Origin of the sequence: Pseudomonas sp. GD04019, from assembly GCF_029837695.1 — a bacterium.
Taxonomy (GTDB): Bacteria; Pseudomonadota; Gammaproteobacteria; order Pseudomonadales; family Pseudomonadaceae; genus Aquipseudomonas.
Window position 1 is genome coordinate 176,589 of record NZ_JAOEEA010000004.1, and the last position, 21,140, is coordinate 197,728.

Here is a 21,140-nt window from a genome sequence, read left to right on the forward strand (position 1 = left end):
CGCCATGAGCCAAGCCATCGCCAGCCAGAACACAATCAGCAGCCTCACCGGCCTGCTGGTGCCGCTGGCCGACCGCACCCTGCTGCTGCCCAACGTGGCGGTGGCCGAGCTGATTCCCTACCGTCCGCCGCATGTCACGCCGGGGCTGCCGTCCTGGTTCCTCGGCCAGGTGGCCTGGCGCGACCTGCAGCTGCCGCTGCTGTCGTTCGAGGCTGCCTCCGATGGCCAGCCCCAGATCGGCCCGGGTGTGCGCGTGGCCGTGCTCAACGCCATGGGCGGTCGCGACAAGGTCAAGTTCATCGCCCTGCTGGTGCAGGGTATCCCGCGCTCGATGAAGGTCGACGGCAACCTGCAGCGTGCCAGCGGCGCCGCTCTGGCGCCGCTGGAGCTGGATGCGGTGCAGCTCGGCGAAGCCGTGGTGAAGATCCCGGACCTGATCGGTTTGGAGCAGAAGCTGGCGGACGCCGGTCTCATCTGAAATGAACTCGGTCCGCCTGGTGCGCCTCGGCGACCTAGAGGTCGCCAGCAGCTGCGTGCCGGGCCAGCAGTTCGAGAAGCACAGCCACGACGAATTCGTCATCGGCGCCAACTTAGTGGGCGAAGAGCGCATCTGGCTGGACGGCCGTACCTTCGATGCCGGCGTCGGCGCCATCACCACCTACAACCCCGGCGAGATCCAGGGCGGCGGTGCCCGCGAAGGGCAGCCCTGGCGCTATGTCAGCCTTTACCTGCCGGCGGACCGGCTGGCCGAGAGTCTTGGCCGTAGCGAGCTGCAGTTCGAGCGCCCGCTGCAGCAGGCGCCTGCCCTGGCCGGCGAGCTGGCCCGCGCGATAGAAACCTGTCTGAGCGACGATCCGCTGCTGCGTGAGCATGGCGAGGAGTGGGTGACCCTGCTGCTCGGACGTATCGCCAGTGGCGCCGGCGTGCGCCTGGCGGCGACCCGGGATGTCGGCAGCGCGGCGGTCGCTCGCTTGCAGGAGCTGCTGGCGGCAAGCCTGGAGCAGACGCCGAGCCTGGAGCAGATGGCGGCCGCCGTGGGCCTGTCCAGGTTCCACCTGCTGCGCGCCTTCAAGCGCCGTACCGGGCTCAGCCCGCGGCAGTGGGCCATGCAGTTGCGCACCCGCCGCGCCCAGGGACTGCTGCGCCTGGGCGTGCCGGCTGGCGAGGTGGCGCATGCCCTGGGCTTCGCCGACCAGAGCCATCTCAACCGGCATTTCCGTGCCGCCTACGGCCTCAGCCCCGGCCGCTACCAGGCGCTGGTCCGGGGCTGAGCGCGCAGCAATCCGGTTCAAGTCGGCGGCTCGCGCTTCGCCGATAATCCGCGCCGTCACCGCCTCGGAGCACTTTCCATGCTGATCATCTTCCTTGCCGCCATGCTGTTCGGCCTGGCCTTCTGCGCGTCCCCCGGCGCCGTGTTCAGCGAGACCCTGCGCCGCGGCCTGACCGGTGGCTTCCGTCCGGCGCTGCTGGTGCAGCTGGGGTCGCTGATCGGCGATGCGGTGTGGGCCTTGATCGGCCTAACCAGCCTGGTCCTGCTGCTGGCCCAGGATAGTGTGCGCGTGCCGCTGACCATCGCCTGCGCGGCATACCTGGTCTGGCTCGGCATCCAGGGCCTGCGCGATGCCTGGCGGCCGCCGGTGCAGGAGGAGGGGGCCCAGCAGGGGCGTAATGCCTTCGGCGCCGGTGCGCTGCTGTCGCTGTCCAACCCGAAGAACATCGTGTTCTGGGGTGCCCTGGGCAGTGCGCTGGCGGGTATCGTCGAGGGCACGCCGAGCCGGGCGCAGATGGCGGTGTTCTTCGCCGGCTTCATGCTCGCCTCGCTGCTCTGGTGCTTTATCTGCGCGGCGCTGGTGGACTGGCTGCGGCGCAACACCTCGGCGCTATGGCATCGCATCAGCTACGCCGGCTGCGGCCTGCTGTTACTGATCTTGGCCGGGCTGACCCTGCGCGGGTTGTGAGCGCCCAGCAAAAAGCCCCGGACCTTGCGGTGCCGGGGCTTCGCTCACAGGCGGCGACTCAGCGCTGGGTTTCCGCGCGACCCTGCGGTTCGGCGGCGTGCTCGGCGGCGAGGTTGTCCTCGGAGGTCTGCGCGCCCCAGTAGTCGGCGTTCTTGATGCCCAGTTTCTCCGGGTGGAACACCGGCTCCTTGCCTTCCTTCTGCTGCGCCTCGTAGTCCTTCAGGCACTTGAATGCGGTCTTGTGCATCAGCAGGATGGCGGCGATGTTGAGCCAGGCCATCAGGCCCACGCCGAGGTCACCCAGGCCCCAGGCCAGGTCGGCGGTCTTCACCGTGCCGTAGACGGTGGCGGCGATGATGCCGGCCTTCAGCAGCAGGGTCAGCACCGGGCGGTGCACCTTGCGGTTGATGTAGGCGATGTTGGTTTCGGCGATGTAGTAGTAGGCCACGATGGTGGTGAAGGCGAAGAAGAACAGCGCCACGGCGACGAAGATGTTGCCGAAGCCGGGCATGATGTTCTCCATCGCCGTCTGCACATAGCCAGGGCCGGCGGCGACACCGGCGATGCCGGTGAACAGGGCGCTACCATCGGGCGCCTGGACGTTGTACTGGCCGGTGATCAGCAGCATGAAAGCGGTGGCGGAGCACACGAACAGGGTGTCGACATACACCGAGAAGCCCTGCACCAGGCCCTGCTTCACCGGATGGCTGACGGCGGCGGCGGAGGAGGCATGCGGACCGGTACCCTGGCCGGCCTCGTTGGAGTACACGCCGCGCTTGACGCCCCACATGATGGCCAGGCCGAGGATGGCACCGAAGCCGGCATCCAGGCCGAAAGCGCTCTTGAAGATCAGCGTGACCACTTCCGGCAGCTTTTCGATGTTCAGCATCACGATGACGCACGCCACCAGGATGTAGCCCAGCGCCATGAAGGGCACGACGAACTCGGCGAAGCGCGCGATGCGCTTGACCCCGCCGAAGATGATCAGGCCGAGCATGATCGCCAGCACGGCGGCGGTGGTGTTCGGATGCACGCCGAGGGCGGTCTGCACGCTGGAGGCGATGGAGTTGGCCTGTACACCCGGCAGCAGCAGGCCGCAGGCGAAGATGGTGACGATGGCGAAGACCCAGGCGAACCATTTGATGCCCAGACCCTTCTCGATGTAGAAGGCCGGGCCGCCGCGGTATTGGCCGTCCAGTTTCTCCTTGTAGACCTGGCCGAGGGTGGACTCGACGAAGGCCGAGCTGGCGCCGAGGAAGGCCACCATCCACATCCAGAACACCGCACCCGGGCCGCCGAAGGTGATGGCGGTGGCGACGCCGGCGATGTTGCCGGTACCGACGCGACCGGCGAGGGTCATGGTCAGGGCCTGGAACGAGGTGATGCCGTGTTCGTCGGTGCGCCCGTTGAACATCAGGCGGATCATTTCCTTGAAGTGGCGGACCTGCAGGAAGCGGCCACGTAGCGAGAAGTACAGACCCACGCCGAGGCACAGGTAGATCAGTGCCGGGCTCCAGACATATCCGTTGAGGGTCGAAACCAGTTCGTTCATATAGTGCTCCTTGTGCCTCGGGCTTGCAGCGACCCCTTTGTGGGGAGTACGGAGCCCGGGCGAATTATTGTTGGAGTGGGGCCGGTGCGATACGAGCCGGCCCCGGCAAGGGCGAAGCGCGGTGGTAGACCGTCGCTTCGTCATTGGCGCGCAGAGCATGCCAGAGGCGGACGGCCGCGCCATCCCTTGAAGTCACATCTTGTTACGCCCAGACGACAATCGCTCTAGAAATCGCCCCACAGCTGCTGGGCCACGGCCAGCGCTACCACTGGTGCGGTCTCGGTACGCAGCACGCGCGGGCCCAGGCGGGCGGCGTTGAAGCCGGCGCCCTTGGCCTGTTCCACCTCGGCATCGCTGAGGCCGCCTTCCGGGCCGATCAGGAAGGCCAGGGTCGCGGGGCTGGCGTGGCTGGTCAGCGGCTCGGCCACCGGATGCAGCACCAGTTTCAGCTCGGCGTCGCTGTGCTTGAGCCAGTCGGCCAGCAGCATCGGCGAGTGGATCACCGGCAGCTCCGAGCGGCCGCACTGTTCGCAGGCGCTGATCGCCACCTGGCGCCAGTGGGCCAGGCGCTTGTCGGCGCGCTCGTCCTTCAGGCGCACTTCGCAGCGCTCGGAGACGATCGGGGTGATCTCGTTGGCGCCCAGTTCGGTGGCCTTCTGGATCGCCCAGTCCATGCGTTCGCCGCGTGACAGGCCCTGGCCCAGGTGCACGCGCAGGCGCGACTCGGGCTGGCCGGCGAACTGCTCGCGCAGCTCGACCCGCACCGTCTTCTTGCCCACCTCGATCAGCTCGCCAAGGTACTCCTGCCCGCTGCCGTCGAACAGCTGCACGGCATCGCCCACCGCATGCCGCAGCACGCGGCCGATGTAGTGCGCCTGGGCCTCGGGCAGCTCGTGCTGGCCGAGGGAGAGCGGAGCGTCGATAAAGAAGCGGGATAGGCGCATGGGGCAGGAACCTGGGGACGAGGCGCGAATTTTAACGGCGAGGTCTGGACGGGGGTAGGGTGGACAGCGCGATATCCGTCCACCGATCCGGCGCCACGGTGGATGCTGCGCGTCCTCCACCCTGCTGTCGAGGTTCAGCCCGGGTCGCGATGGTTGGGGTGGAGGTCGCTGACGACGCTGACGCTGACCGACTCGCGGGTGGCGATATCGATGCCTTCGCTGGCCACTTCGGCGAGGAAGTCGATCTGCTCCGGGGTGATCACGTAGGGCGGCAGGAAGTACACCACGCTGCCCAGCGGGCGCAGCAGGGCGCCGCGTTCCAGGGCGTGCTGGTAGACCTGCAGGCCGCGGCGTTGCTGCCAGGGGTAGGCGGTCTTGCTCGCCTTGTCCTGCACCATCTCGATGGCGAGGGCCATGCCGGTCTGACGGACCTCGGCCACATGCGCGTGATCCTTGAGGTGCTCTGTGGCGCTGGCCATGCGCGCAGCCAGCGCCTTGTTGCGCTCGATCACGTTGTCGTCGCGGAAGATATCCAGGGTCGCCAGGGCGGCGGCGCAGGCCAGCGGGTTGCCGGTGTAGGTGTGCGAGTGCAGGAAGGCGCGCAGGGTGGCGTAGTCGTCGTAGAACGCCTCGTACACCTGGTCGGTGGTGAGCACGGCGGCCATTGGCAGGTAGCCGCCGGTGAGGGCCTTGGACAGCACCAGGAAGTCCGGGGTGATGCCGGCCTGCTCGCAGGCGAACATGCTGCCGGTACGGCCGAAGCCGACGGCGATCTCGTCGTGGATCAGGTGCACGCCGAAACGGTCGCAGGCCTCGCGCAGCAGCTTAAGGTAGATGGGGTGGTACATGCGCATGCCGCCGGCGCCCTGGATCAGCGGCTCGACGATGACCGCGGCGACTTCATGGTGATGCTCGGCCAGGGTCTGCTCCATGGCGGCGAACATAGTGCGCGAGTGCTCTTCCCAGCCCATGCCCTCGGGGCGCAGGTAGCAGTCCGGGCTCGGCACCTTGATGGTGTCGAGCAGCAGGGCCTTGTAGGTGTCGGTGAACAGCGCCACGTCGCCCACCGACATGGCCGCCACGGTCTCGCCGTGGTAGCTGTTGGTGAGGGTGACGAAGCGCTTCTTCGCAGGCGCACCAGTGTTGATCCAGTAGTGGTGGCTCATCTTCAGCGCCACCTCGATGCCCGAGGAGCCGTTGTCGGCGTAGAACACCTTATCCAGGCCGGGCGGTGTGATCTGTACCAGGCGTTCGGACAGCTCGACCACCGGGGCGTGGGTGAAGCCGGCCAGCATCACGTGTTCCAGGCTGTCCAGCTGCTCGCGGATGCGCTGGCTGATCCGCGGGTTGCCGTGGCCGAACACGTTGACCCACCAGGAGCTGACCGCATCCAGGTAGCGCTTGCCGTCGAAGTCCTCCAGCCACACGCCGTCGCCGCGCTTAATCGGGATCAGCGGCAGGCGTTCGTGGTCCTTCATCTGGGTGCAGGGGTGCCAAAGCACGGCGAGGTCGCGCTGCATCCACTGGTTGTTCTGGCTCATGGGGCTTCTCCGAAACGAATGCGAGTGAGACTACCAGAAGGCCCTCGCGGATACGCCGCTCGCCGCTGGTCCTCGGGAATGTGCCGTCCAGAGCCGCGGCGGCGAACTTGATGGCGTGCTCGCGGACTAACCCGGCGGTGCGCAACTATCTGTTTACTCGATATTTCGAAGCGAAAATTTCCGCTTTTATTCGATGCGTTTGCCGCTAGGCTGTCTTCCATCCCCGGTACGGAAAGATTCTCATGCAGTGGCGCAACTCCAACTCCACCTATGGCCTGGTCAGCATCGCGCTGCACTGGCTGGTGGCCCTGACGGTGTTCGGTCTGTTCGGTGTCGGTCTGTGGATGGTCGGCCTGGACTACTACAGCGGCTGGTACCGCACAGCGCCCGATCTGCACAAGAGCGTCGGCATCACCCTGTTCGTGGTCATGCTCGCTCGGGTTGTTTGGCGCTTCCTCAGCCCGCCACCACCGGCCCCGGTCAACCACGGCGCCGTCACTCGCCTGGCTTCCAAGGCCGGCCACGCCTTCCTCTACCTGGCGCTGTTCGTGTTGATGCTCAGCGGCTACCTGATTTCCACCGCCGATGGGCGTGGCATCCCGGTGTTCGGCCTGGTCGAAGTACCGGCCACCCTGACCAGCATTCCCGACCAGGCCGACATCGCCGGCGTGGTCCACGAATACCTCGCCTGGGCCCTGGTGATCTTCGCCGGTCTGCATGCCCTGGCGGCCCTCAAACACCATTTCATTGACCGTGACGCCACCCTGGTGCGCATGTTCGGTCGCACCGGCAAGTAACCCACAAGGAGACTGTTAATGCTCAAGCAATCCCTCGCCGCCCTGACCCTGGGCGCTGCCCTGTTCGCTGGCCAGGCCATGGCCGCCGACTACGCCATCGACAAGGAAGGCCAGCACGCCTTCATCAACTTCAAGATCAGCCACCTGGGCTACAGCTGGCTGTACGGCACCTTCAACGACTTCGACGGCAGCTTCAGCTTCGACGCCAAGGCGCCGGAAGCCAGCAAGGTCAGCGTCAAGATCAACACCGCCAGCGTCGACTCCAACCACGCCGAGCGTGATAAGCACCTGCGCAGCGGCGACTTCCTCAACGTCGACAAGAACCCGACCGCGACCTTCGAGTCCACCTCGGTCAAGAGCACCGGCGAGGGCACTGCCGACATCACCGGCAACCTGACCCTGAACGGCGTGACCAAGCCGGTGGTGATCGCCGCCAAGTTCCTCGGCGAAGGCAGCGACCCGTGGGGCGGCTACCGCGCCGGCTTCGAGGGCAGCACCAAGCTGAAGCTGAAGGACTTCGACATCCAGAAGGACCTCGGCCCGGCTTCCCAGGAAGTGGAGCTGATTATTTCGGTGGAAGGCGTGCGCCAGTAATCCGCACCCTGGCCACGTTCTAGTGGCACAAAAAAGCCGGCCCTTGGGCCGGCTTTTTCATTGCGCGAGGATTACTCCGCCGCGTCGCTCTTGCGCGTCAGCAGCGCCGGCTTTTCGCCGCGTGGACGGCTGTCCTGCAGGCTTTCCAGCTGCTCCATGGTCGGCAGGCGCTCACCCTTGCGGATGATCAGCGGCTGCTTGGCCGCGCGGCTGTCCTGCACCGCCGGTTCCTGGCGCTCGTAGCGCGGCTCGTCGCGACGACCGCCGCCCTGGCCGCGCTGGCCGCCCTGGCGCTGGCCACGGTTCTGGCCCTGGCCGCCACCCTGACGCTGCCCAGCAGGTTTGCCCTGGCGTTGACCACCTTGACCGCCACCGCCCTGGCGCTGGCCCTGTTGGCCGCCGCCCTGGCTGCGCTGACCGCCACCCTGGCCACCGCCGCGACGCGGATTGCGCCCCTGGGGCTTCGGCTGGGTCGGCACGTAGTCGGCGCGGTTGCCGAAGTTGTCGAAATCGTCGTCGAGGAACTCTTCCGGATCGCGATCGGGGTGTACTTTCGGCGCCTGCGATTGTGGCTGCGCCTGACGCGGCTGGCGCGCCTGCTGACCCTGCTGCTGCTCGCCGTCGCCCTTGCCTTTGCCGCGGCGACGCTTGCGCTTCTTGCCCTGGCCTTCGCCGGCTTCGCCAGCGGCTTTGGGCTCGTGCTTGGCTTCATGGCGCGGCTTGTCGGCGCGTGGCTGGCGCTCGGGGCGCGGGCCGCGCACTTCCGGCTTCTCCGCCTCGACGCTGGCCGGGTCGAAGCCCTGCATGTCGCCATCGGGGATACGCTGCTTGGTCAGGCGCTCGATGGCCTTGAGCAGTTTCTCCTCGTCCGGCGCCACCAGCGAGATGGCCTCGCCACTGCGCCCGGCACGGCCGGTACGGCCGATGCGGTGGACGTAGTCTTCCTCGACGTTGGGCAGCTCGAAGTTGACCACGTGGGGCAGCTGGTCGATGTCCAGGCCGCGGGCGGCGATGTCGGTGGCGACCAGGATGCGCACCTGGTTGGCCTTGAAGTCGGCCAGGGCCTTGGTGCGCGCATTCTGGCTCTTGTTGCCATGGATCGCGGCGGCCGGCAGGCCGTGCTTGTCCAGGTACTCGGCCAGGCGGTTGGCGCCGTGCTTGGTGCGGGTGAAGACCAGCACCTGTTCCCAGGCGCCAATGGTCACCAGGTGGGCGAGGAGGGCGCGCTTGTGGCTGGCCGGCAGGCGGAACACGCGCTGCTCGATGCGCTCGACCGTGGTGTTCGGCGGCGTCACTTCGATGCGCTCGGGGTTGTGCAGCAGCTTGCCGGCCAGGTCGGTGATGTCCTTGGAGAAGGTCGCCGAGAACAGCAGGTTCTGGCGCTGGGCCGGCAGCTTGGCCAGCACCTTCTTCACGTCGTGGATGAAGCCCATGTCGAGCATGCGGTCGGCTTCGTCGAGGACCAGGATCTCCACATGGGAGAGGTCGATGGCCTTCTGGTTGACCAGGTCGAGCAGACGACCGGGGCAGGCGACCAGGACGTCGACGCCCTTGGCCAGGGCCTGCACCTGCGGGTTCATGCCGACGCCGCCGAAGATGCAGGCGCTGACGAATTTCAGGTCGCGGGCATAGACCTTGAAGCTGTCATGCACCTGGGCGGCCAGTTCGCGCGTCGGGGTCAGTACCAGGACCCGGGGTTGTTTCGGGCCGTGGCGATGTTCGCGGTCCGGATGGCCGTTGGGAAACAGGCGCTCGAGGATCGGCAGGGCGAAGCCCGCGGTTTTACCGGTACCCGTCTGGGCGGCGACCATCAGGTCGCGGCCTTGCAACACGGCGGGAATGGCCCGCTGCTGCACCGGAGTGGGTTGGGTGTAGCCGGCAGCTTCTACCGCATTGGCTAAAGCCTCGGAGAGACCGAGGGAAACAAAGGACATGAGTCATCCTGTCATATTGGGGCGAAGGCCCATTGGGGAAGTTGCCTGGCTTGAATCGCTCTTGCTGAACGATCCCGTCCGGTACTGCTGGGCGATGGGTTGCCGAGCATCCGGGCGCAAGCCTGGCGGGAGCCCGGAGTATAACAGAGCAACATGGCTACGCCGCTAGCTGCCCGTCGCCTGATTTTCGTGGCCTGGGTCAATCCTTGGCGGCGATCGGCGCATCGGCCGGCTCGGCATAGCGCGCCTGCAGGCGGGCGTAGGCCGGCTCGCGCTTGAAGCGGCGCAGCTCGCGGGCGAAGTGCTCGGCCAATGCCGCCAGTTCCGGCGTGCGGCGCAGGGCCAGGTAGAGGCGGTCCTCGCCGACGGCCTTGCGGTTGTAGCCGAGCTGCGCGCCGAGCCCCAGGCGCGCGGCCAGGTACATGCCGGCGCGGCGGTCGTTGACCACCAGGTCCACCCGCTGGCGCACCAGCTTGCCCAGGTTGGCCTCGTGGGTCGGCGCTTCCTCACGGCTGAACAGGCGCGACTCGCGGAAGGCCTGGTCGTTGTACCAGTAGCCGGGCGAAGTGCCGATCAGCAGGTCGCGCAGGTCGTCCAGCTTGCGGTAGGGGTAGGGGCGTTGGCGGGCATAGAACAGCACGAACTCCACCTCCGACAGCGGCTCCTCGATGAACAGCATCTGCGGCTCGCGTTCGGCGATGTGGAAGATATCGAGGACGCCGTCGGCATGCCCCTGCTCGAAGGCCAGCAGGCAGCGCTTCCACGGCAGGAATTGCCACTCGACTTCCACGCCCAGGCGGCGCAGCACTTCGGCGCTGGTCTCGTAGTCGAGCCCGGCCGGCTGGCCGTTCTCCTCGTAGACGTAGGGAGCCCAGGCCTCGGTGACGATGCGCAGCGGCTCCGCCCGCGCCGTGACGGCGAGGCAGAGCAGCAGTGAGGTGGCGTAAATATGGCGCTGGAATAATGGCATTGCGCCAGAGTAGCGAGATTGCCTCTGCCGCAACAGTGATCAATTGGTCGAATGCGGGACTAACTGACCACTCGGTAGCAGGGCACATAGGCGCTGCCGCCCGGCAGCTTCATGCGATGCTGTTCGACGAAGGCCTGCAGCAACCGGTCCAGCGGACGCATGATGGTCGGGTCGCCCTTGATCTCGTACGGGCCGTGGGCCTCGATCATGCGGATGCCGTGGGCCTTGACGTTGCCGGCGACAATGCCGGAAAAGGCGCGGCGTAGGTTGGCGGCCAGTTCGTGCAGCGGCTGCTCGCGGGTCAGGTTGAGCGCGGCCATGCTGGCGTGGGTCGGCTCGAACGGACGCTGGAAGCCCTCGTCGATCTTCAGCAGCCAGTTGAAGTGGAAGGCATCGTTGCGCTCGCGGCGGAACTGCTCGACTTCCTTGATGCCTGCGGCCATGCGCCGCGCTACTTCGGCCGGATCGTTGACGACCATCTGGTAGCGCTGCTGGGCGGTCCTGCCCAGGGTCGCGCCGATGAAGTCATGCAGCTGCTGCAGGTAGGGTTCGGCGCTGCGCGGTCCGGTGAGGATCACCGGGAAGGGCAGCTCGGCGTTGTCCGGGTGGGTGAGGATGCCGAGCAGGTAGAGGAACTCCTCGGCCGTGCCGACTCCGCCGGGGAAGATGATGATGCCGTGGCCGACGCGGACGAAGGCCTCCAGGCGCTTCTCGATGTCCGGCAGGATCACCAGCTCGTTGACGATGGGGTTGGGCGCCTCGGCGGCGATGATGCCGGGCTCGGTCAGGCCCAGGTAGCGCGCGCCGACGATGCGCTGCTTGGCGTGGGCGATGGTGGCACCCTTCATCGGCCCCTTCATCACGCCCGGGCCGCAGCCGGTGCAGACGTCCAGGCGGCGCAGGCCGAGTTCGTGGCCGACCTTCTTGGTGTACTTGTATTCCTCGGTGCTGATCGAGTGACCGCCCCAGCACACCGCCATCCGCGGCTCGACGCCGGCGCGCAGGGTGCGGGCGTTGCGCAGCAGGTGGAAGACATAGTCGGTGATGCCCTGGGAGCTGTCGAAGTCGATGCGCTGGTTTTCCAGCTCGCTCTGGGTGTAGACGATGTCGCGCAGGGCGCTGAACAGCATCTCGCGCGTGCTGGCGATCATCTCGCCGTCGACGAAGGCGTCGGCCGGGGCGTTGCGCAGCTCCAGGCGGATGCCGCGATCCTGCTGGTGGATGATCACCTCGAAATCCGGGTAGGCCTCGAGGATGGTCTTGGCGTTGTCGCTGTGCGAGCCGGTGTTGAGGATCGCCAGGGCGCATTGGCGGAACAGGGCGTAGATGGTGCCGGAGCCGGTTTCGCGCAGTTGCTGCACTTCGCGCTGGGAGAGGGTTTCGAGGCTGCCCTTGGGGCTAACCGAGGCGTTGATCTTGTTGCGTACCAGAGTCATCAAGGCTTCCGTGTCGGACGCGCGCCTGCGCCGGAACGGCGGCGCGCAGGGTGTGTCTGGCATGAGATCGCGCCGCCGTCGCGAAGTTGCCGGGGCGGCGCGCTCGCCTCAGCGGGGCAGCTTGAGGTTGTTCCAGATGGCCAGGCTGGCATCGGCCTGGTTGAGAGTATAGAAGTGCAGGCCCGGGGCGCCGCCTTGCAGCAGGCGCTCGCACATCTCGCTGACCACCTGCTCGCCGAAGGCCTGGATGCTCTCCAGGTCGTCGCCGTAGGCTTCCAGCTGCTTGCGGATCCAGCGCGGAATCTCGGCGCCGCAGGCGTCGGAGAAGCGCGCCAGCTTGCTGTAGTTGGTGATCGGCATGATGCCCGGCACGATTGGCAGGTCAACGCCCAGCTTGCGTACGCGTTCGACGAAGTAGAAGTAGCAGTCGGCGCTGAAGAAGTACTGGGTGATGGCGCTATTGGCACCGGCCTGGCACTTGCGCACGAAGTTCTGCAGGTCGTCCTCGTAGCTGCGCGCCTGCGGATGCACTTCCGGGTAGGCGGCCACTTCGATATGGAAGTGATCGCCGGTTTCGCTGCGGATGAACTCCACCAGTTCGTTGGCGTAGCGCAGCTCACCGCTGGCCATGCCCATGCCGGACGGCAGGTCGCCGCGCAGGGCGACGATGCGTTTGATCCCGGAGTTCTTGTACTGGCTGAGCAGGCTGCGCAGCTCGTCTTTGCTGTCACCGACGCAGGACAGGTGCGGCGCGGTCGGCACGCCGACATCGCCATCCAGCTGCATCACGGTGTTCAGGGTGCGATCGCGGGTGGAGCCACCGGCACCGTAGGTGCAGGAGAAGAAGTCCGGGTTGTAGCCGGCCAGCTGGCGGGCCACGCCCATCAGCTTCTCGTGACCGGCGTCGGTCTTGGTGGGGAAGAACTCGAAACTGTAGCGACGTTCTTGCGACATATATCTGGTCCTTGCAGACACGAAGAAGGCGGGGCGTTGCCGCCCCGCCTTCCCGGTGCATCAGTAGCGGTAGGCGTCCGGCTTGAACGGGCCTTCCACGGTCACGCCGATGTACTCGGCCTGTTTCGGGGTCAGCTGGGTGACCACGCCGCCGAAGCCGCGCACCATCTCCAGGGCCACTTCTTCGTCCAGCTTCTTCGGTAGCACTTCCACGGTCAGGCGGGTGCCCTTGTCGGCAGCCGACAGGTTGGCGAACTTGGCGCCGTACAGGTGGATCTGCGCCAGCACCTGGTTGGCGAAGGAGCCGTCCATGATCCGGCTCGGGTGGCCGGTGGCGTTGCCCAGGTTCACCAGGCGGCCTTCGGCCAGCAGGATCAGGTAGTCCTCGTTGCGCGGGTCGAAGGCGCCAGCGCCGGTGCGGTGGATCTTGTGCACCTGCGGCTTGACCTCTTCCCAGGCCCAGTTCTTGCGCATGAAGGCGGTGTCGATCTCGTTGTCGAAGTGGCCGATGTTGCACACCACGGCGCGCTTCTTCAGGGCCTTGAGCATGTTGGCGTCGCAGACGTTGACGTTACCGGTGGTGGTGACGATCAGGTCGATCTTGCCCAGCAAGGCCTTGTCGATGCTGGCCTCGGTGCCGTCGTTCAGACCATTTAGGTACGGAGAGGCGACTTCGAAGCCGTCCATGCAGGCCTGCATGGCGCAGATCGGGTCGACTTCGGAAACCTTGACGATCATGCCTTCCTGACGCAGGGACTGGGCGGAGCCCTTGCCCACGTCGCCATAGCCGATCACCAGGGCCTGCTTGCCGGACAGCAGGTGGTCGACGCCGCGCTTGATGGCGTCGTTCAGGCTGTGACGGCAGCCGTACTTGTTGTCGTTCTTGCTCTTGGTCACCGAGTCGTTGACGTTGATCGCCGGGACTTTCAGGGTGCCGGCCTTGAGCATGTCGAGCAGGCGGTGCACACCGGTGGTGGTCTCTTCGGTGATGCCGTGGATCTTGTCCAGCATCGCCGGGTATTTCTCGTGGATGATCTGAGTCAGGTCGCCGCCGTCGTCGAGGATCATGTTGGCGTCCCACGGCTGGCCATCTTTGAGGATGGTCTGCTCGATGCACCACTCGTACTCTTCCTCGGTCTCGCCCTTCCAGGCGAATACCGGGATACCAGCAGCGGCGATGGCGGCAGCGGCCTGGTCCTGGGTCGAGAAGATGTTGCAGGACGACCAGCGCACTTCGGCACCGAGGGCGATCAGGGTCTCGATCAGCACGCCGGTCTGGATGGTCATGTGGATGCAGCCGATGATCTTGGCGCCCTTGAGCGGCTGCTCACCGGCGTACTTGCGGCGCAGGCCCATCAGAGCCGGCATTTCCGACTCGGCGATGATCAGCTCTTTGCGGCCCCAATCGGCCAGGGAAATGTCGGCGACTTTGAAATCGTTGAAAGCCATGCAATAGCACTCCATTCGTTGTCTGCGAATGGGCGCCGTTGATGCGTATGGTTAACGCCCCATCCGAGCCTGACAGGTGAAAGCCACATGGCCTTTCGTCTGCTGCAGCGCCCCTCGGACAGGTGGCGGGCACGAGCGGACTGAGCCGATCGCGTGAAGCCCGGCGATTATAGCCAGCCTGACAGCGTTGCCCAAGGTCTTCCGTCGTCATTCGATGGGGCAGTTGGGCGCGTGTTTGCACCGGGCTGGTGCGAAACGGCGCTCCTGACCGTCCGGACAGGCGCTCGGGCGCTGGCCATGATTTTGCTTGGCCCGGGTATTGGTAGCCGGTTTGGCTGCCGCTCTGCCCGGAGTCATCGCCATGTCGCCCACCCGCTTCTTCGACAATCTGCTGCGCCTGATTGGCCTGCGCACCCTCAATCAGCAGTTCCTGTTCTCCTATGCGCTGATGTTCGTGCTCGCGGTCACCGCCTCGGTGGCGCTGCACCTGAGCATGTCGGTGTCGCCGGAGACCATCAACGTGGCCGGCGCCCAGCGCATGCTCAGCCAGAAGATGACCAAGGAGGCGTTGCTGCTGCGCCAGGGCGCCAGCGAACGCAAGACGCTGGAGGCGACCATCGCCCAGTTCGACCAGGCCCACCGCGACCTGCTGGCCGGCAACCCGGCGCGCAATATCAGCGTGATCCAGGCGCCGGCGATCCAGGCGCAGATGGCCAGGGTCGGTCAGCTGTGGAGCGCCTTCCGTCCGCGCCTGGAACAGGCCGCCGGTGGCGGTGACGCCGACCTGGCTGCGCTGGAGGCGGCCTCGCTGACCCTGCTCAAGGAGATGAACCAGGCGGTGGGACTGATGGCCGCGCATGCCGAGAACTCGCAGCGTCGGCAGATGTGGCTGGCCTTCGCCTGCGTGCTGGGCATCCTGGCCCTGGTGGTGCTCGGCCGGCAGTTCGGCCTCAGCCCGCTGATGCGCGACCTGCGCGCGGTGGAGGGCGCGCTGACCAGGGTTGGCGCCGGCGACTTCACCGGCGCCCTGCAGGGCGGCCAGGCGGACAACGAGATCGGCCGCATCTTCGCCGGCTACAACCGCATGCAGGAGCAGGTGCGCGCGCTGCTGGCGCAGGTCAAGGACAGCGGCGAGCGTACCCGCCGGCATGTCGACCAGGCGGCCAGCGCTGCCGGTGCGGCGGGCGAGGACGTGCGCCAGCAGCACGAGGATCTGGATCAGGTGGCCACGGCGATGAACGAGATGAGCGCCACCGTGGCCGAGGTCGCGCGCCACGCGGTGGGCGCCGCCGATTCGGCGCGCGGCGCCGACGGCCATGCCCGCTCCGGCCAGCAGGCCGTGCGGCGCAGTGCGGAGCTGATCGAGGCGCTGACCGGCCAGCTGCAGCACAGCGGGCGCCAGGTCGAACAACTGGAGGCGGAGACCGCCGGCGTCGGCCAGGTGCTGGAGGTGATCACCGGCATCGCCCAGCAGACCAACCTGCTGGCGCTCAATGCAGCCATCGAGGCGGCGCGGGCCGGCGAGGCCGGGCGCGGTTTTGCCGTGGTCGCCGACGAGGTGCGCACCCTGGCCAGCCGCACCCAGCAGAGCACCGGCGAGATCCAGGCGATGATCCAGCGCCTGCAGGACGGCGCGCGCCAGGCGGTGGTGGCGATGCAGCAGAGCGAGGGCATGGCGCGGCAGAACCTGCAGCACATCGGCGAGGCCACGGCGGTGCTCGGGCATATCGTCGGCGCGGTGGACAGCATCAATGCGATGAACGCGCAGATCGCCACCGCCGCCGAGCAACAGAGCCAGGTGGCGGCGGAGATCGACCAGCGCATCGTGCACATCTCCGGCCTGGCCGAGCGCAGCCACGGCGATGCCGAGCGGGTGGTGGAGGCCAGTGCGGAGATCCAGGCCGAGGTGCGCCGGCTCAACGAGCAGCTTGGGCGCTTCCGCACCTGAGAGGCTATCGGGCCGATTGAAAACCTTGCCGGGACAGCGGCGCCGCTGCGGTTCATCCTGTCGCTCGAAACTGACCGACTAGACAGGAGAAGTGGCGATGAAATTCCACACACGCAAATGGGTGAAACCCGAAGACCTCAACCCCAACGGCACCTTGTTCGGCGGTAGCCTGCTGAAGTGGATCGACGAGGAAGCGGCGATCTACGCCATCATCCAGCTCGACAGCCAGAAGGTGGTGACCAAGCTGATCTCCGAGATCAACTTCGTCAGCTCGGCGCGCCAGGGCGACATCATCGAGCTGGGCATCACCGCCACGGAGTTCGGCCGCACGTCGCTGACCCTGCGTTGCGAGGTGCGCAACAAGATCACCCGCAAGAGCATCCTGACCATCGACAAGCTGGTGTTCGTCAACGTGGATGCGGATGGACTGGCGACGCCGCATGGCAAGACGCAGATCAGCTACATCCGCGACCGCTTCCCCGAGCAGGCTGCGGCATCCTAACCCTTGGCCGCGGGGCGGAGAGTGGCAATACTGTCGCCCTCCGTTCCCATCCAGTCGTAACGATGAAGTCGAAAATCCTCCTGGCCGTGCTGGCCTGTACCCTGCTCGCCGCCTGCGACCGGGTCGATCCCGATTCGCCGCTGGGCAAGCGCCAGGCGCTGTTCAAGGACATGCTGCGCACCAGCGAGGACCTGGGTGGCATGCTGCGTGGGCGTCTGCCGTTCAACGAACAGCGTTTCGCCGAAGGCGCCGTTCGGCTCGACGAGCTGTCGCGCCAGCCCTGGCAGCATTTCCCACAGGTGCAGGAGTCCGGTGACGACAGCCATGCGCGTGACGAAGTCTGGCAGCGCCAGGAGCGTTTCCAGCAACTGGCGCGCGAGCTGGAGGTGGCCACCGCCGAGCTGCGCAGCCAGGTTCAGATCAAGCCGTTGCGCGCCGAGGCGCTGGGCGCGCCGGTGGCCAAGGTCGAGGCCGCCTGCAAGGCCTGCCACGAAGAGTTCCGCATCTACTAGAAACCCGTCACGCCGGCGTTCTGCAGTTGTTCGCGCAGGCGCAGCACTTCCGGGTGACGGAAGAAGGCCGCCAGCTGCGCGGCGCGGGTCGGGCCGATGCCGCCGTAGGCGTCCCAGTCCGCCGCATCGCGGGCGGCCAATGTCGCCCAGTCGCCCTGCAGCGGCGCCGAACCGCTGGGCGGCAGGCCCAGGGCGCGCAGCCACTGCTGGAACGAGCGTTGCCGGGCGTTGGCGAAACTGCCGTGCAGGTTGGCGGCGCTGCGCTGGCCGAAGCCCGGGCGCCTGGCCAGTTCGCTCTCCTGCAGTTCCAGCCAGTCCAGCAGCCCCTGCAGACGCAGTTTCTCCCAGGTGCCGGCGCCAACGCCGGGCAGCGCCAGGCCCTGCTTGCCGCTCAGCCATCGCTGGCGCGCGGCGAACTGGCTCTCGCAACCAGGTGTGGGGCGCCAGCAGCTAAAGGGATGGTGGGCGGCCGGATCGGGAACGGCCAGCGTGCCGCGCCGCTGGCTGCGCCAGACCACGCCGTCCAGTCGCGGAATGGTCAGGCCGGCCAGGGCGACCGCCACCTGGTCGCCGGGACGGATATCCAGTGCCTGCCAGCGTTGCAGCGAGCCGAGGCCGACGCGGCTCACCCGTCGCCCGTCCAGCTCGACCGGTTGCAACTGCAGCAGCGGGGTGATGCGCCCGGTGCGGCCGATCTGAAACTGCACCGCACGCACTTGCGCCAGCGCCTGGCGTGGCGGGTATTTCCAGGCGGCGGCCCAGCTCGGTGGCTCGGCGATCCAGCGCTCGCCGCTCGGGCGCTGCCCCTGGCGCAGCACCACGCCATCGCTGGCAAAGGGCAGTTCGGCGCGGTACCAGCGTTCGCGCCACTCACCGGCCTCCGCCACGGAGCGCAGGGGCTGGGTCAGCTCGACGCTGTCGGCAAAGCCCAGCTCGCGCAGCTCCTGCAGGCGTTCGTCCATGCTCGCCGGGCCATTGGGCCAGTCCCAGACGAACAGGCCGATCTGTGCGGCCCGCTCCGCATCCAGCGTGCCGCGCGCCATGGCGCCAGCCGCCTTGCCACGCAGGCCGTTGCCGCCATCGCGCTGCTGCACATGGGCGGGCGAGCGCCAGTACAGCTCTCCCTGCAGGATAAGTTCGCCTTGTCGTGGCAACCGCCGGGGAATGGCCTCGATCAGACGGGCGCGGGCGGTCCAGTCCTGGCCGCTGCGGCCGTCGCCACGGCTGATTACCTGCTGCAGTCGGCCATCGCGATAGAGCAGGGTGACGGCCACACCATCGACTTTGGGTTGAATCCACAGGTCTTTGCGGCCGGACATCCAGCTACGCACGGCCGCTTCGTCGCGCAGCTTGGCCAGGCCGGTTTGGGCCACGGGATGAGCAGCCGGGCCGCCGGCACCTTGCAGCGCTTCGGCAGGCGCAGCCGCATGTTGAGGAAAGCAGGCCTGCCACTGGTCGAGGCGTGCGCGGCTCTGGTCATAGAGTTCGTCGTCGATGTGTGCCTGGCCGTTGACGTGATAGGCCCGGTCCCATTTGGCGAGGCGCCGCTCGAGGGCGGTGATTTCCTCGGCGGCCTGGGTGGCGGGCCAGTCGGGGCAGGGCGCGGCTTGTGCCGTGCAAATGAGTAATAGCAGCGGTAGTGCGATCCAGTGGCGCATGACGAGCATCCTTGCTCTCGGGGACTCGGCAACAGACTAGCTGCTGCCTGGAGCAAGTGCCCTGCGCGTTGCCGACAGTGGCTTGGGCCCTTCGGTTTCTGAGCGCCCACAAAAAAGCCCCGCACTGGGCGGGGCTTTTTGCATTCCGGGGAAACCTTACAGGCCGGCAGCGGCGCGCAGGTCGGCGACCTTGTCGGTCTTCTCCCAGGTGAAGGTGCTGAAGGTGTCGTTGCCGACGGTCTTCTGCTGCGGGGTGCGGCCGAAGTGACCGTAGGCCGCGGTCTCCTGGTACATCGGGTGCAGCAGGTCGAGCATCTTGGTGATGGCGTACGGACGCAGGTCGAATACTTCACGCACCAGCTTGATGATCTTGTCTTCGGCGATCTTGTGGGTGCCGAAGGTGTTGATCGAGATGGAGGTCGGCAGGGCCACGCCGATGGCGTAGGAGACCTGGATCTCGCAGCGGTCGGCCAGGCCTGCGGCGACGATGTTCTTGGCGACGTAGCGGCCAGCGTAGGCAGCCGAACGGTCGACCTTGGATGGGTCCTTGCCGGAGAAGGCGCCGCCGCCGTGACGGGCCATGCCGCCGTAGGAGTCGACGATGATCTTGCGGCCGGTCAGGCCGCAGTCGCCCACCGGGCCACCGATGACGAAGTTGCCGGTCGGGTTGATGTGGAACTGGGTGTCCTTGTGCAGCAGTTCGGCTGGCAGGGCGTGCTTGATGATCAGCTCCATCACGCCTTCACGCAGGTCGGCCAGCGATACTTCCGGGTTGTGCTGGGTGGACAGCACCACGGCGTCGATGCCGACCACTTTGCCGTTCTCGTACTGGCAGGTGACCTGGGACTTGGCGTCCGGACGCAGCCAGGTCAGCAGACCGGACTTGCGCGCCTCGGCCTGGCGCTCGACCAGGGCGTGGGAGAAGCGGATCGGCGCCGGCATCAGCACGTCGGTTTCGTTGCTGGCGTAGCCGAACATCAGGCCTTGGTCGCCGGCACCCTGGTCTTCCGGCTTGGCGCGGTCGACACCCTGGTTGATGTCCGGGGACTGCTTGCCAATGATGTTCATCACGCCGCAGGTGGCGCCGTCGAAGCCGACGTCGGAGCTGGTGTAGCCGATGTCGCAGATCACGTCGCGGACGATCTGCTCCAGGTCGACCCAGGCGCTGGTGGTGACTTCGCCGGCGACGATGGCGACGCCGGTCTTGACCAGGGTTTCCACGGCCACGCGGGCGTGCTTGTCCTGGGTGATGATGGCGTCGAGGACGGCATCGGAAATCTGGTCGGCGATCTTGTCCGGGTGGCCTTCGGACACGGATTCGGAGGTAAACAGGGAGTATTCGCTCATTTCAAAATCCTATTCATACCTGAGTTTGCTTCGCATCCGGCTTGGCGAAGTGCCGTACCTGAATCTGAAAGCCGTTCTTGAGGCCCACATAGAGGCTCTCGCCGGGCGTGAGCCCCGCGGCATCGGCCCAGCGGGCCAGATCTTCCTGTTCGAAGCCGAGCCAGAGATCGCCGCAGGCCGTCCTGGCCCAACTCTGGTCATGGCTGCACAACTCGGTCACCAGCAGGCTGCCGCCATTCTTCACCAGGCGCGCCAGCTGTTTCAGCGCCTCGGCCGGGGCGGCGAAATGGTGCAGCACCATGTTCACCACCACGCAGTCGGCGGCGCCGATCTCGTCGTTGAGGGCATCGGCGAGTTGTAGCTCGACGTTGCCCAGTTGTTCCTTGTCGCAGCGCTGGCGTGCCAGCTCCAGCATCGCCTCGCTGTTGTCCAGCGCCACCACGCGGGCGAAGCGCCGCGCCAGCTCGGGCAGGAAGCCGCCGTCGCCGGGGCCGACTTCCAGTGCTGTGCTGCCAGTCGCAAAACCCAGCGCATCGAGCAGGGCCAGCACGCTGTCGCGGTACTGCGGCAGGCCGGCGATCAGGTCCTGCTGGGCCTGGAACTTGTCCGCCGCCTTGGCGAAGAAATCGCGACTGGCGGCGGCACGCTGGGCGTGCACGGCGGCGATGCGCTGCTGCACGTCAGCCGGCAGCTGCAGCTCCTCGACTTCCTGCAGCAGCGCGGCATGCAGGGCGCCGCCGAGCAGCTCACCCTGGGGCAGGGCGCGACGGTAGAACACCGCATTGCCTTCGCGGCGGGTGGCCACCAGGCCGGCCTGGGCCAGCACCTTGAGGTGGTGGCTCATGCCCGACTGGCCGATGGCGAAGATCTGCGCCAGCTCCAGCACGCCGAACGAGTCGTTGGCCAGCGCGCGCAGCACATTCAGGCGCAGCGGATCGCCGCCGGCCTTGCACAGGGCGGCGAGCTCATCGGCTGGCTCGAAACGGAGCTGGGGCACGCGCATGTTCATAGAGGCGGCAGTCTAGTCGCTCACTTTTCATCCAG

Annotated in this window: 19 protein-coding genes and 1 riboswitch; of the genes, 8 read left to right on the plus strand and 11 right to left on the minus strand. The window is 66.9% G+C overall.

Features of this window, described 5'->3' with window-relative positions; genetic code table 11:
* The first annotated feature begins 4 nt into the window (after positions 1 to 4).
* The 3 genes from N7607_RS08245 (at position 5) to N7607_RS08255 (ending at position 1,958) form a co-directional block, all read left to right on the plus strand.
* Positions 5 to 478: a chemotaxis protein CheW gene (locus N7607_RS08245; protein ID WP_279865542.1), complete on the plus strand. Its 474-nt coding sequence runs from the start codon at positions 5 to 7 to the stop codon at positions 476 to 478.
* 1 nt (position 479) lies between these two features.
* Positions 480 to 1,271: an AraC family transcriptional regulator gene (locus N7607_RS08250; RefSeq protein WP_279865540.1), complete on the plus strand. Its 792-nt coding sequence runs from the start codon at positions 480 to 482 to the stop codon at positions 1,269 to 1,271.
* Positions 1,272 to 1,349: 78 nt separating this feature from the next.
* Positions 1,350 to 1,958 carry a LysE family translocator gene (locus N7607_RS08255; protein ID WP_279865539.1) on the plus strand — a complete coding sequence of 203 codons (609 nt, stop codon included), beginning with the start codon at positions 1,350 to 1,352 and terminating at the stop codon, positions 1,956 to 1,958.
* A 58-nt stretch (positions 1,959 to 2,016) separates the two neighbouring features.
* Here N7607_RS08255 and N7607_RS08260 read toward each other — a convergent pair whose 3' ends face one another.
* The 3 genes from N7607_RS08260 to N7607_RS08270 form a co-directional block, all read right to left on the minus strand.
* The gene (locus N7607_RS08260) at positions 2,017 to 3,510 is read right to left on the minus strand and encodes an alanine/glycine:cation symporter family protein (RefSeq protein ID WP_279865538.1); all 1,494 of its coding nucleotides are present in this window, start codon (positions 3,508 to 3,510) and stop codon (positions 2,017 to 2,019) included.
* A gap of 224 nt (positions 3,511 to 3,734) precedes the next feature.
* The gene (locus N7607_RS08265; protein ID WP_279865537.1) at positions 3,735 to 4,454 is read right to left on the minus strand and encodes a 16S rRNA (uracil(1498)-N(3))-methyltransferase; all 720 of its coding nucleotides are present in this window, start codon (positions 4,452 to 4,454) and stop codon (positions 3,735 to 3,737) included.
* 134 nt (positions 4,455 to 4,588) lie between these two features.
* On the minus strand, positions 4,589 to 5,995 hold the full coding sequence (locus N7607_RS08270) for an adenosylmethionine--8-amino-7-oxononanoate transaminase (protein WP_279865536.1): 1,407 nt from the start codon (positions 5,993 to 5,995) through the stop codon (positions 4,589 to 4,591).
* Between the two features lie 242 nt (positions 5,996 to 6,237).
* On the opposite strand from N7607_RS08270, the gene N7607_RS08275 reads away from it, so the two are divergent.
* Both N7607_RS08275 and N7607_RS08280 read left to right on the plus strand, forming a co-directional pair.
* The gene (locus N7607_RS08275) at positions 6,238 to 6,792 is read left to right on the plus strand and encodes a cytochrome b (RefSeq protein WP_279865535.1); all 555 of its coding nucleotides are present in this window, start codon (positions 6,238 to 6,240) and stop codon (positions 6,790 to 6,792) included.
* 18 nt (positions 6,793 to 6,810) lie between these two features.
* Entirely contained in the window at positions 6,811 to 7,386 is a 576-nt protein-coding gene (locus N7607_RS08280) for a YceI family protein (protein ID WP_279865534.1), read from the plus strand.
* Between the two features lie 71 nt (positions 7,387 to 7,457).
* On the opposite strand, the gene N7607_RS08285 is transcribed toward N7607_RS08280, so the two are convergent.
* The 5 genes from N7607_RS08285 to ahcY form a co-directional block, all read right to left on the minus strand.
* A complete protein-coding gene (locus tag N7607_RS08285; protein WP_279865533.1) occupies positions 7,458 to 9,320 on the minus strand; it encodes a DEAD/DEAH box helicase in 1,863 nt (620 codons plus the stop codon).
* 199 nt (positions 9,321 to 9,519) lie between these two features.
* Positions 9,520 to 10,290: a transporter substrate-binding domain-containing protein gene (locus N7607_RS08290; RefSeq protein WP_279865532.1), complete on the minus strand. Its 771-nt coding sequence runs from the start codon at positions 10,288 to 10,290 to the stop codon at positions 9,520 to 9,522.
* Positions 10,291 to 10,349: 59 nt separating this feature from the next.
* Positions 10,350 to 11,726 (minus strand): nucleotide 5'-monophosphate nucleosidase PpnN, encoded by a 1,377-nt coding sequence (ppnN, locus tag N7607_RS08295; RefSeq protein ID WP_279865530.1) that lies wholly within the window; start codon positions 11,724 to 11,726, stop codon positions 10,350 to 10,352.
* A gap of 108 nt (positions 11,727 to 11,834) precedes the next feature.
* Entirely contained in the window at positions 11,835 to 12,680 is an 846-nt protein-coding gene (gene metF / locus N7607_RS08300) for a methylenetetrahydrofolate reductase [NAD(P)H] (protein ID WP_279865529.1), read from the minus strand.
* A gap of 60 nt (positions 12,681 to 12,740) precedes the next feature.
* The gene (ahcY, locus tag N7607_RS08305) at positions 12,741 to 14,129 is read right to left on the minus strand and encodes an adenosylhomocysteinase (protein ID WP_279865528.1); all 1,389 of its coding nucleotides are present in this window, start codon (positions 14,127 to 14,129) and stop codon (positions 12,741 to 12,743) included.
* 23 nt (positions 14,130 to 14,152) lie between these two features.
* Positions 14,153 to 14,251, minus strand: a riboswitch (S-adenosyl-L-homocysteine riboswitch).
* Positions 14,252 to 14,490: 239 nt separating this feature from the next.
* Between ahcY and N7607_RS08310 the strand changes: the two genes are divergently transcribed.
* From N7607_RS08310 to N7607_RS08320, 3 genes are all read left to right on the plus strand, one after another.
* Positions 14,491 to 16,077, plus strand: a complete 1,587-nt coding sequence (locus N7607_RS08310) for a methyl-accepting chemotaxis protein (protein WP_279865527.1) — start codon at positions 14,491 to 14,493, stop codon at positions 16,075 to 16,077.
* Positions 16,078 to 16,174: 97 nt separating this feature from the next.
* Positions 16,175 to 16,579 (plus strand): hotdog domain-containing protein, encoded by a 405-nt coding sequence (locus N7607_RS08315; RefSeq protein WP_279865525.1) that lies wholly within the window; start codon positions 16,175 to 16,177, stop codon positions 16,577 to 16,579.
* Positions 16,580 to 16,641: 62 nt separating this feature from the next.
* Positions 16,642 to 17,091: a cytochrome c gene (locus N7607_RS08320; RefSeq protein ID WP_279865524.1), complete on the plus strand. Its 450-nt coding sequence runs from the start codon at positions 16,642 to 16,644 to the stop codon at positions 17,089 to 17,091.
* On the opposite strand, the gene ligB is transcribed toward N7607_RS08320, so the two are convergent.
* From ligB to N7607_RS08335, 3 genes are all read right to left on the minus strand, one after another.
* Positions 17,088 to 18,749, minus strand: coding sequence for an NAD-dependent DNA ligase LigB (ligB, locus tag N7607_RS08325; RefSeq protein WP_279865523.1), 1,662 nt, complete (start codon positions 18,747 to 18,749; stop codon positions 17,088 to 17,090). The two genes, N7607_RS08320 and ligB, sit on opposite strands and share 4 nt — an antisense overlap.
* 156 nt (positions 18,750 to 18,905) lie before the next feature.
* Positions 18,906 to 20,096: a methionine adenosyltransferase gene (metK, locus tag N7607_RS08330; protein ID WP_279865522.1), complete on the minus strand. Its 1,191-nt coding sequence runs from the start codon at positions 20,094 to 20,096 to the stop codon at positions 18,906 to 18,908.
* 13 nt (positions 20,097 to 20,109) lie between these two features.
* On the minus strand, positions 20,110 to 21,105 hold the full coding sequence (locus N7607_RS08335) for a metalloregulator ArsR/SmtB family transcription factor (protein WP_279865521.1): 996 nt from the start codon (positions 21,103 to 21,105) through the stop codon (positions 20,110 to 20,112).
* Between the last annotated feature and the right edge of the window lie 35 nt (positions 21,106 to 21,140).

Coding starts and splice junctions, on each gene's coding strand:
- N7607_RS08245 (WP_279865542.1), top strand. CDS start 5: ATGAGCCAAGCCATCGCCAGCCAGAACACAATCAGCAGCCTCACCGGC.
- N7607_RS08250 (WP_279865540.1), top strand. CDS start 480: ATGAACTCGGTCCGCCTGGTGCGCCTCGGCGACCTAGAGGTCGCCAGC.
- N7607_RS08255 (WP_279865539.1), top strand. CDS start 1,350: ATGCTGATCATCTTCCTTGCCGCCATGCTGTTCGGCCTGGCCTTCTGC.
- N7607_RS08260 (WP_279865538.1), bottom strand. CDS start 3,510: ATGAACGAACTGGTTTCGACCCTCAACGGATATGTCTGGAGCCCGGCA.
- N7607_RS08265 (WP_279865537.1), bottom strand. CDS start 4,454: ATGCGCCTATCCCGCTTCTTTATCGACGCTCCGCTCTCCCTCGGCCAG.
- N7607_RS08270 (WP_279865536.1), bottom strand. CDS start 5,995: ATGAGCCAGAACAACCAGTGGATGCAGCGCGACCTCGCCGTGCTTTGG.
- N7607_RS08275 (WP_279865535.1), top strand. CDS start 6,238: ATGCAGTGGCGCAACTCCAACTCCACCTATGGCCTGGTCAGCATCGCG.
- N7607_RS08280 (WP_279865534.1), top strand. CDS start 6,811: ATGCTCAAGCAATCCCTCGCCGCCCTGACCCTGGGCGCTGCCCTGTTC.
- N7607_RS08285 (WP_279865533.1), bottom strand. CDS start 9,320: ATGTCCTTTGTTTCCCTCGGTCTCTCCGAGGCTTTAGCCAATGCGGTA.
- N7607_RS08290 (WP_279865532.1), bottom strand. CDS start 10,290: ATGCCATTATTCCAGCGCCATATTTACGCCACCTCACTGCTGCTCTGC.
- ppnN (WP_279865530.1), bottom strand. CDS start 11,726: ATGACTCTGGTACGCAACAAGATCAACGCCTCGGTTAGCCCCAAGGGC.
- metF (WP_279865529.1), bottom strand. CDS start 12,680: ATGTCGCAAGAACGTCGCTACAGTTTCGAGTTCTTCCCCACCAAGACC.
- ahcY (WP_279865528.1), bottom strand. CDS start 14,129: ATGGCTTTCAACGATTTCAAAGTCGCCGACATTTCCCTGGCCGATTGG.
- N7607_RS08310 (WP_279865527.1), top strand. CDS start 14,491: ATGTCGCCCACCCGCTTCTTCGACAATCTGCTGCGCCTGATTGGCCTG.
- N7607_RS08315 (WP_279865525.1), top strand. CDS start 16,175: ATGAAATTCCACACACGCAAATGGGTGAAACCCGAAGACCTCAACCCC.
- N7607_RS08320 (WP_279865524.1), top strand. CDS start 16,642: ATGAAGTCGAAAATCCTCCTGGCCGTGCTGGCCTGTACCCTGCTCGCC.
- ligB (WP_279865523.1), bottom strand. CDS start 18,749: ATGCGCCACTGGATCGCACTACCGCTGCTATTACTCATTTGCACGGCA.
- metK (WP_279865522.1), bottom strand. CDS start 20,096: ATGAGCGAATACTCCCTGTTTACCTCCGAATCCGTGTCCGAAGGCCAC.
- N7607_RS08335 (WP_279865521.1), bottom strand. CDS start 21,105: ATGAACATGCGCGTGCCCCAGCTCCGTTTCGAGCCAGCCGATGAGCTC.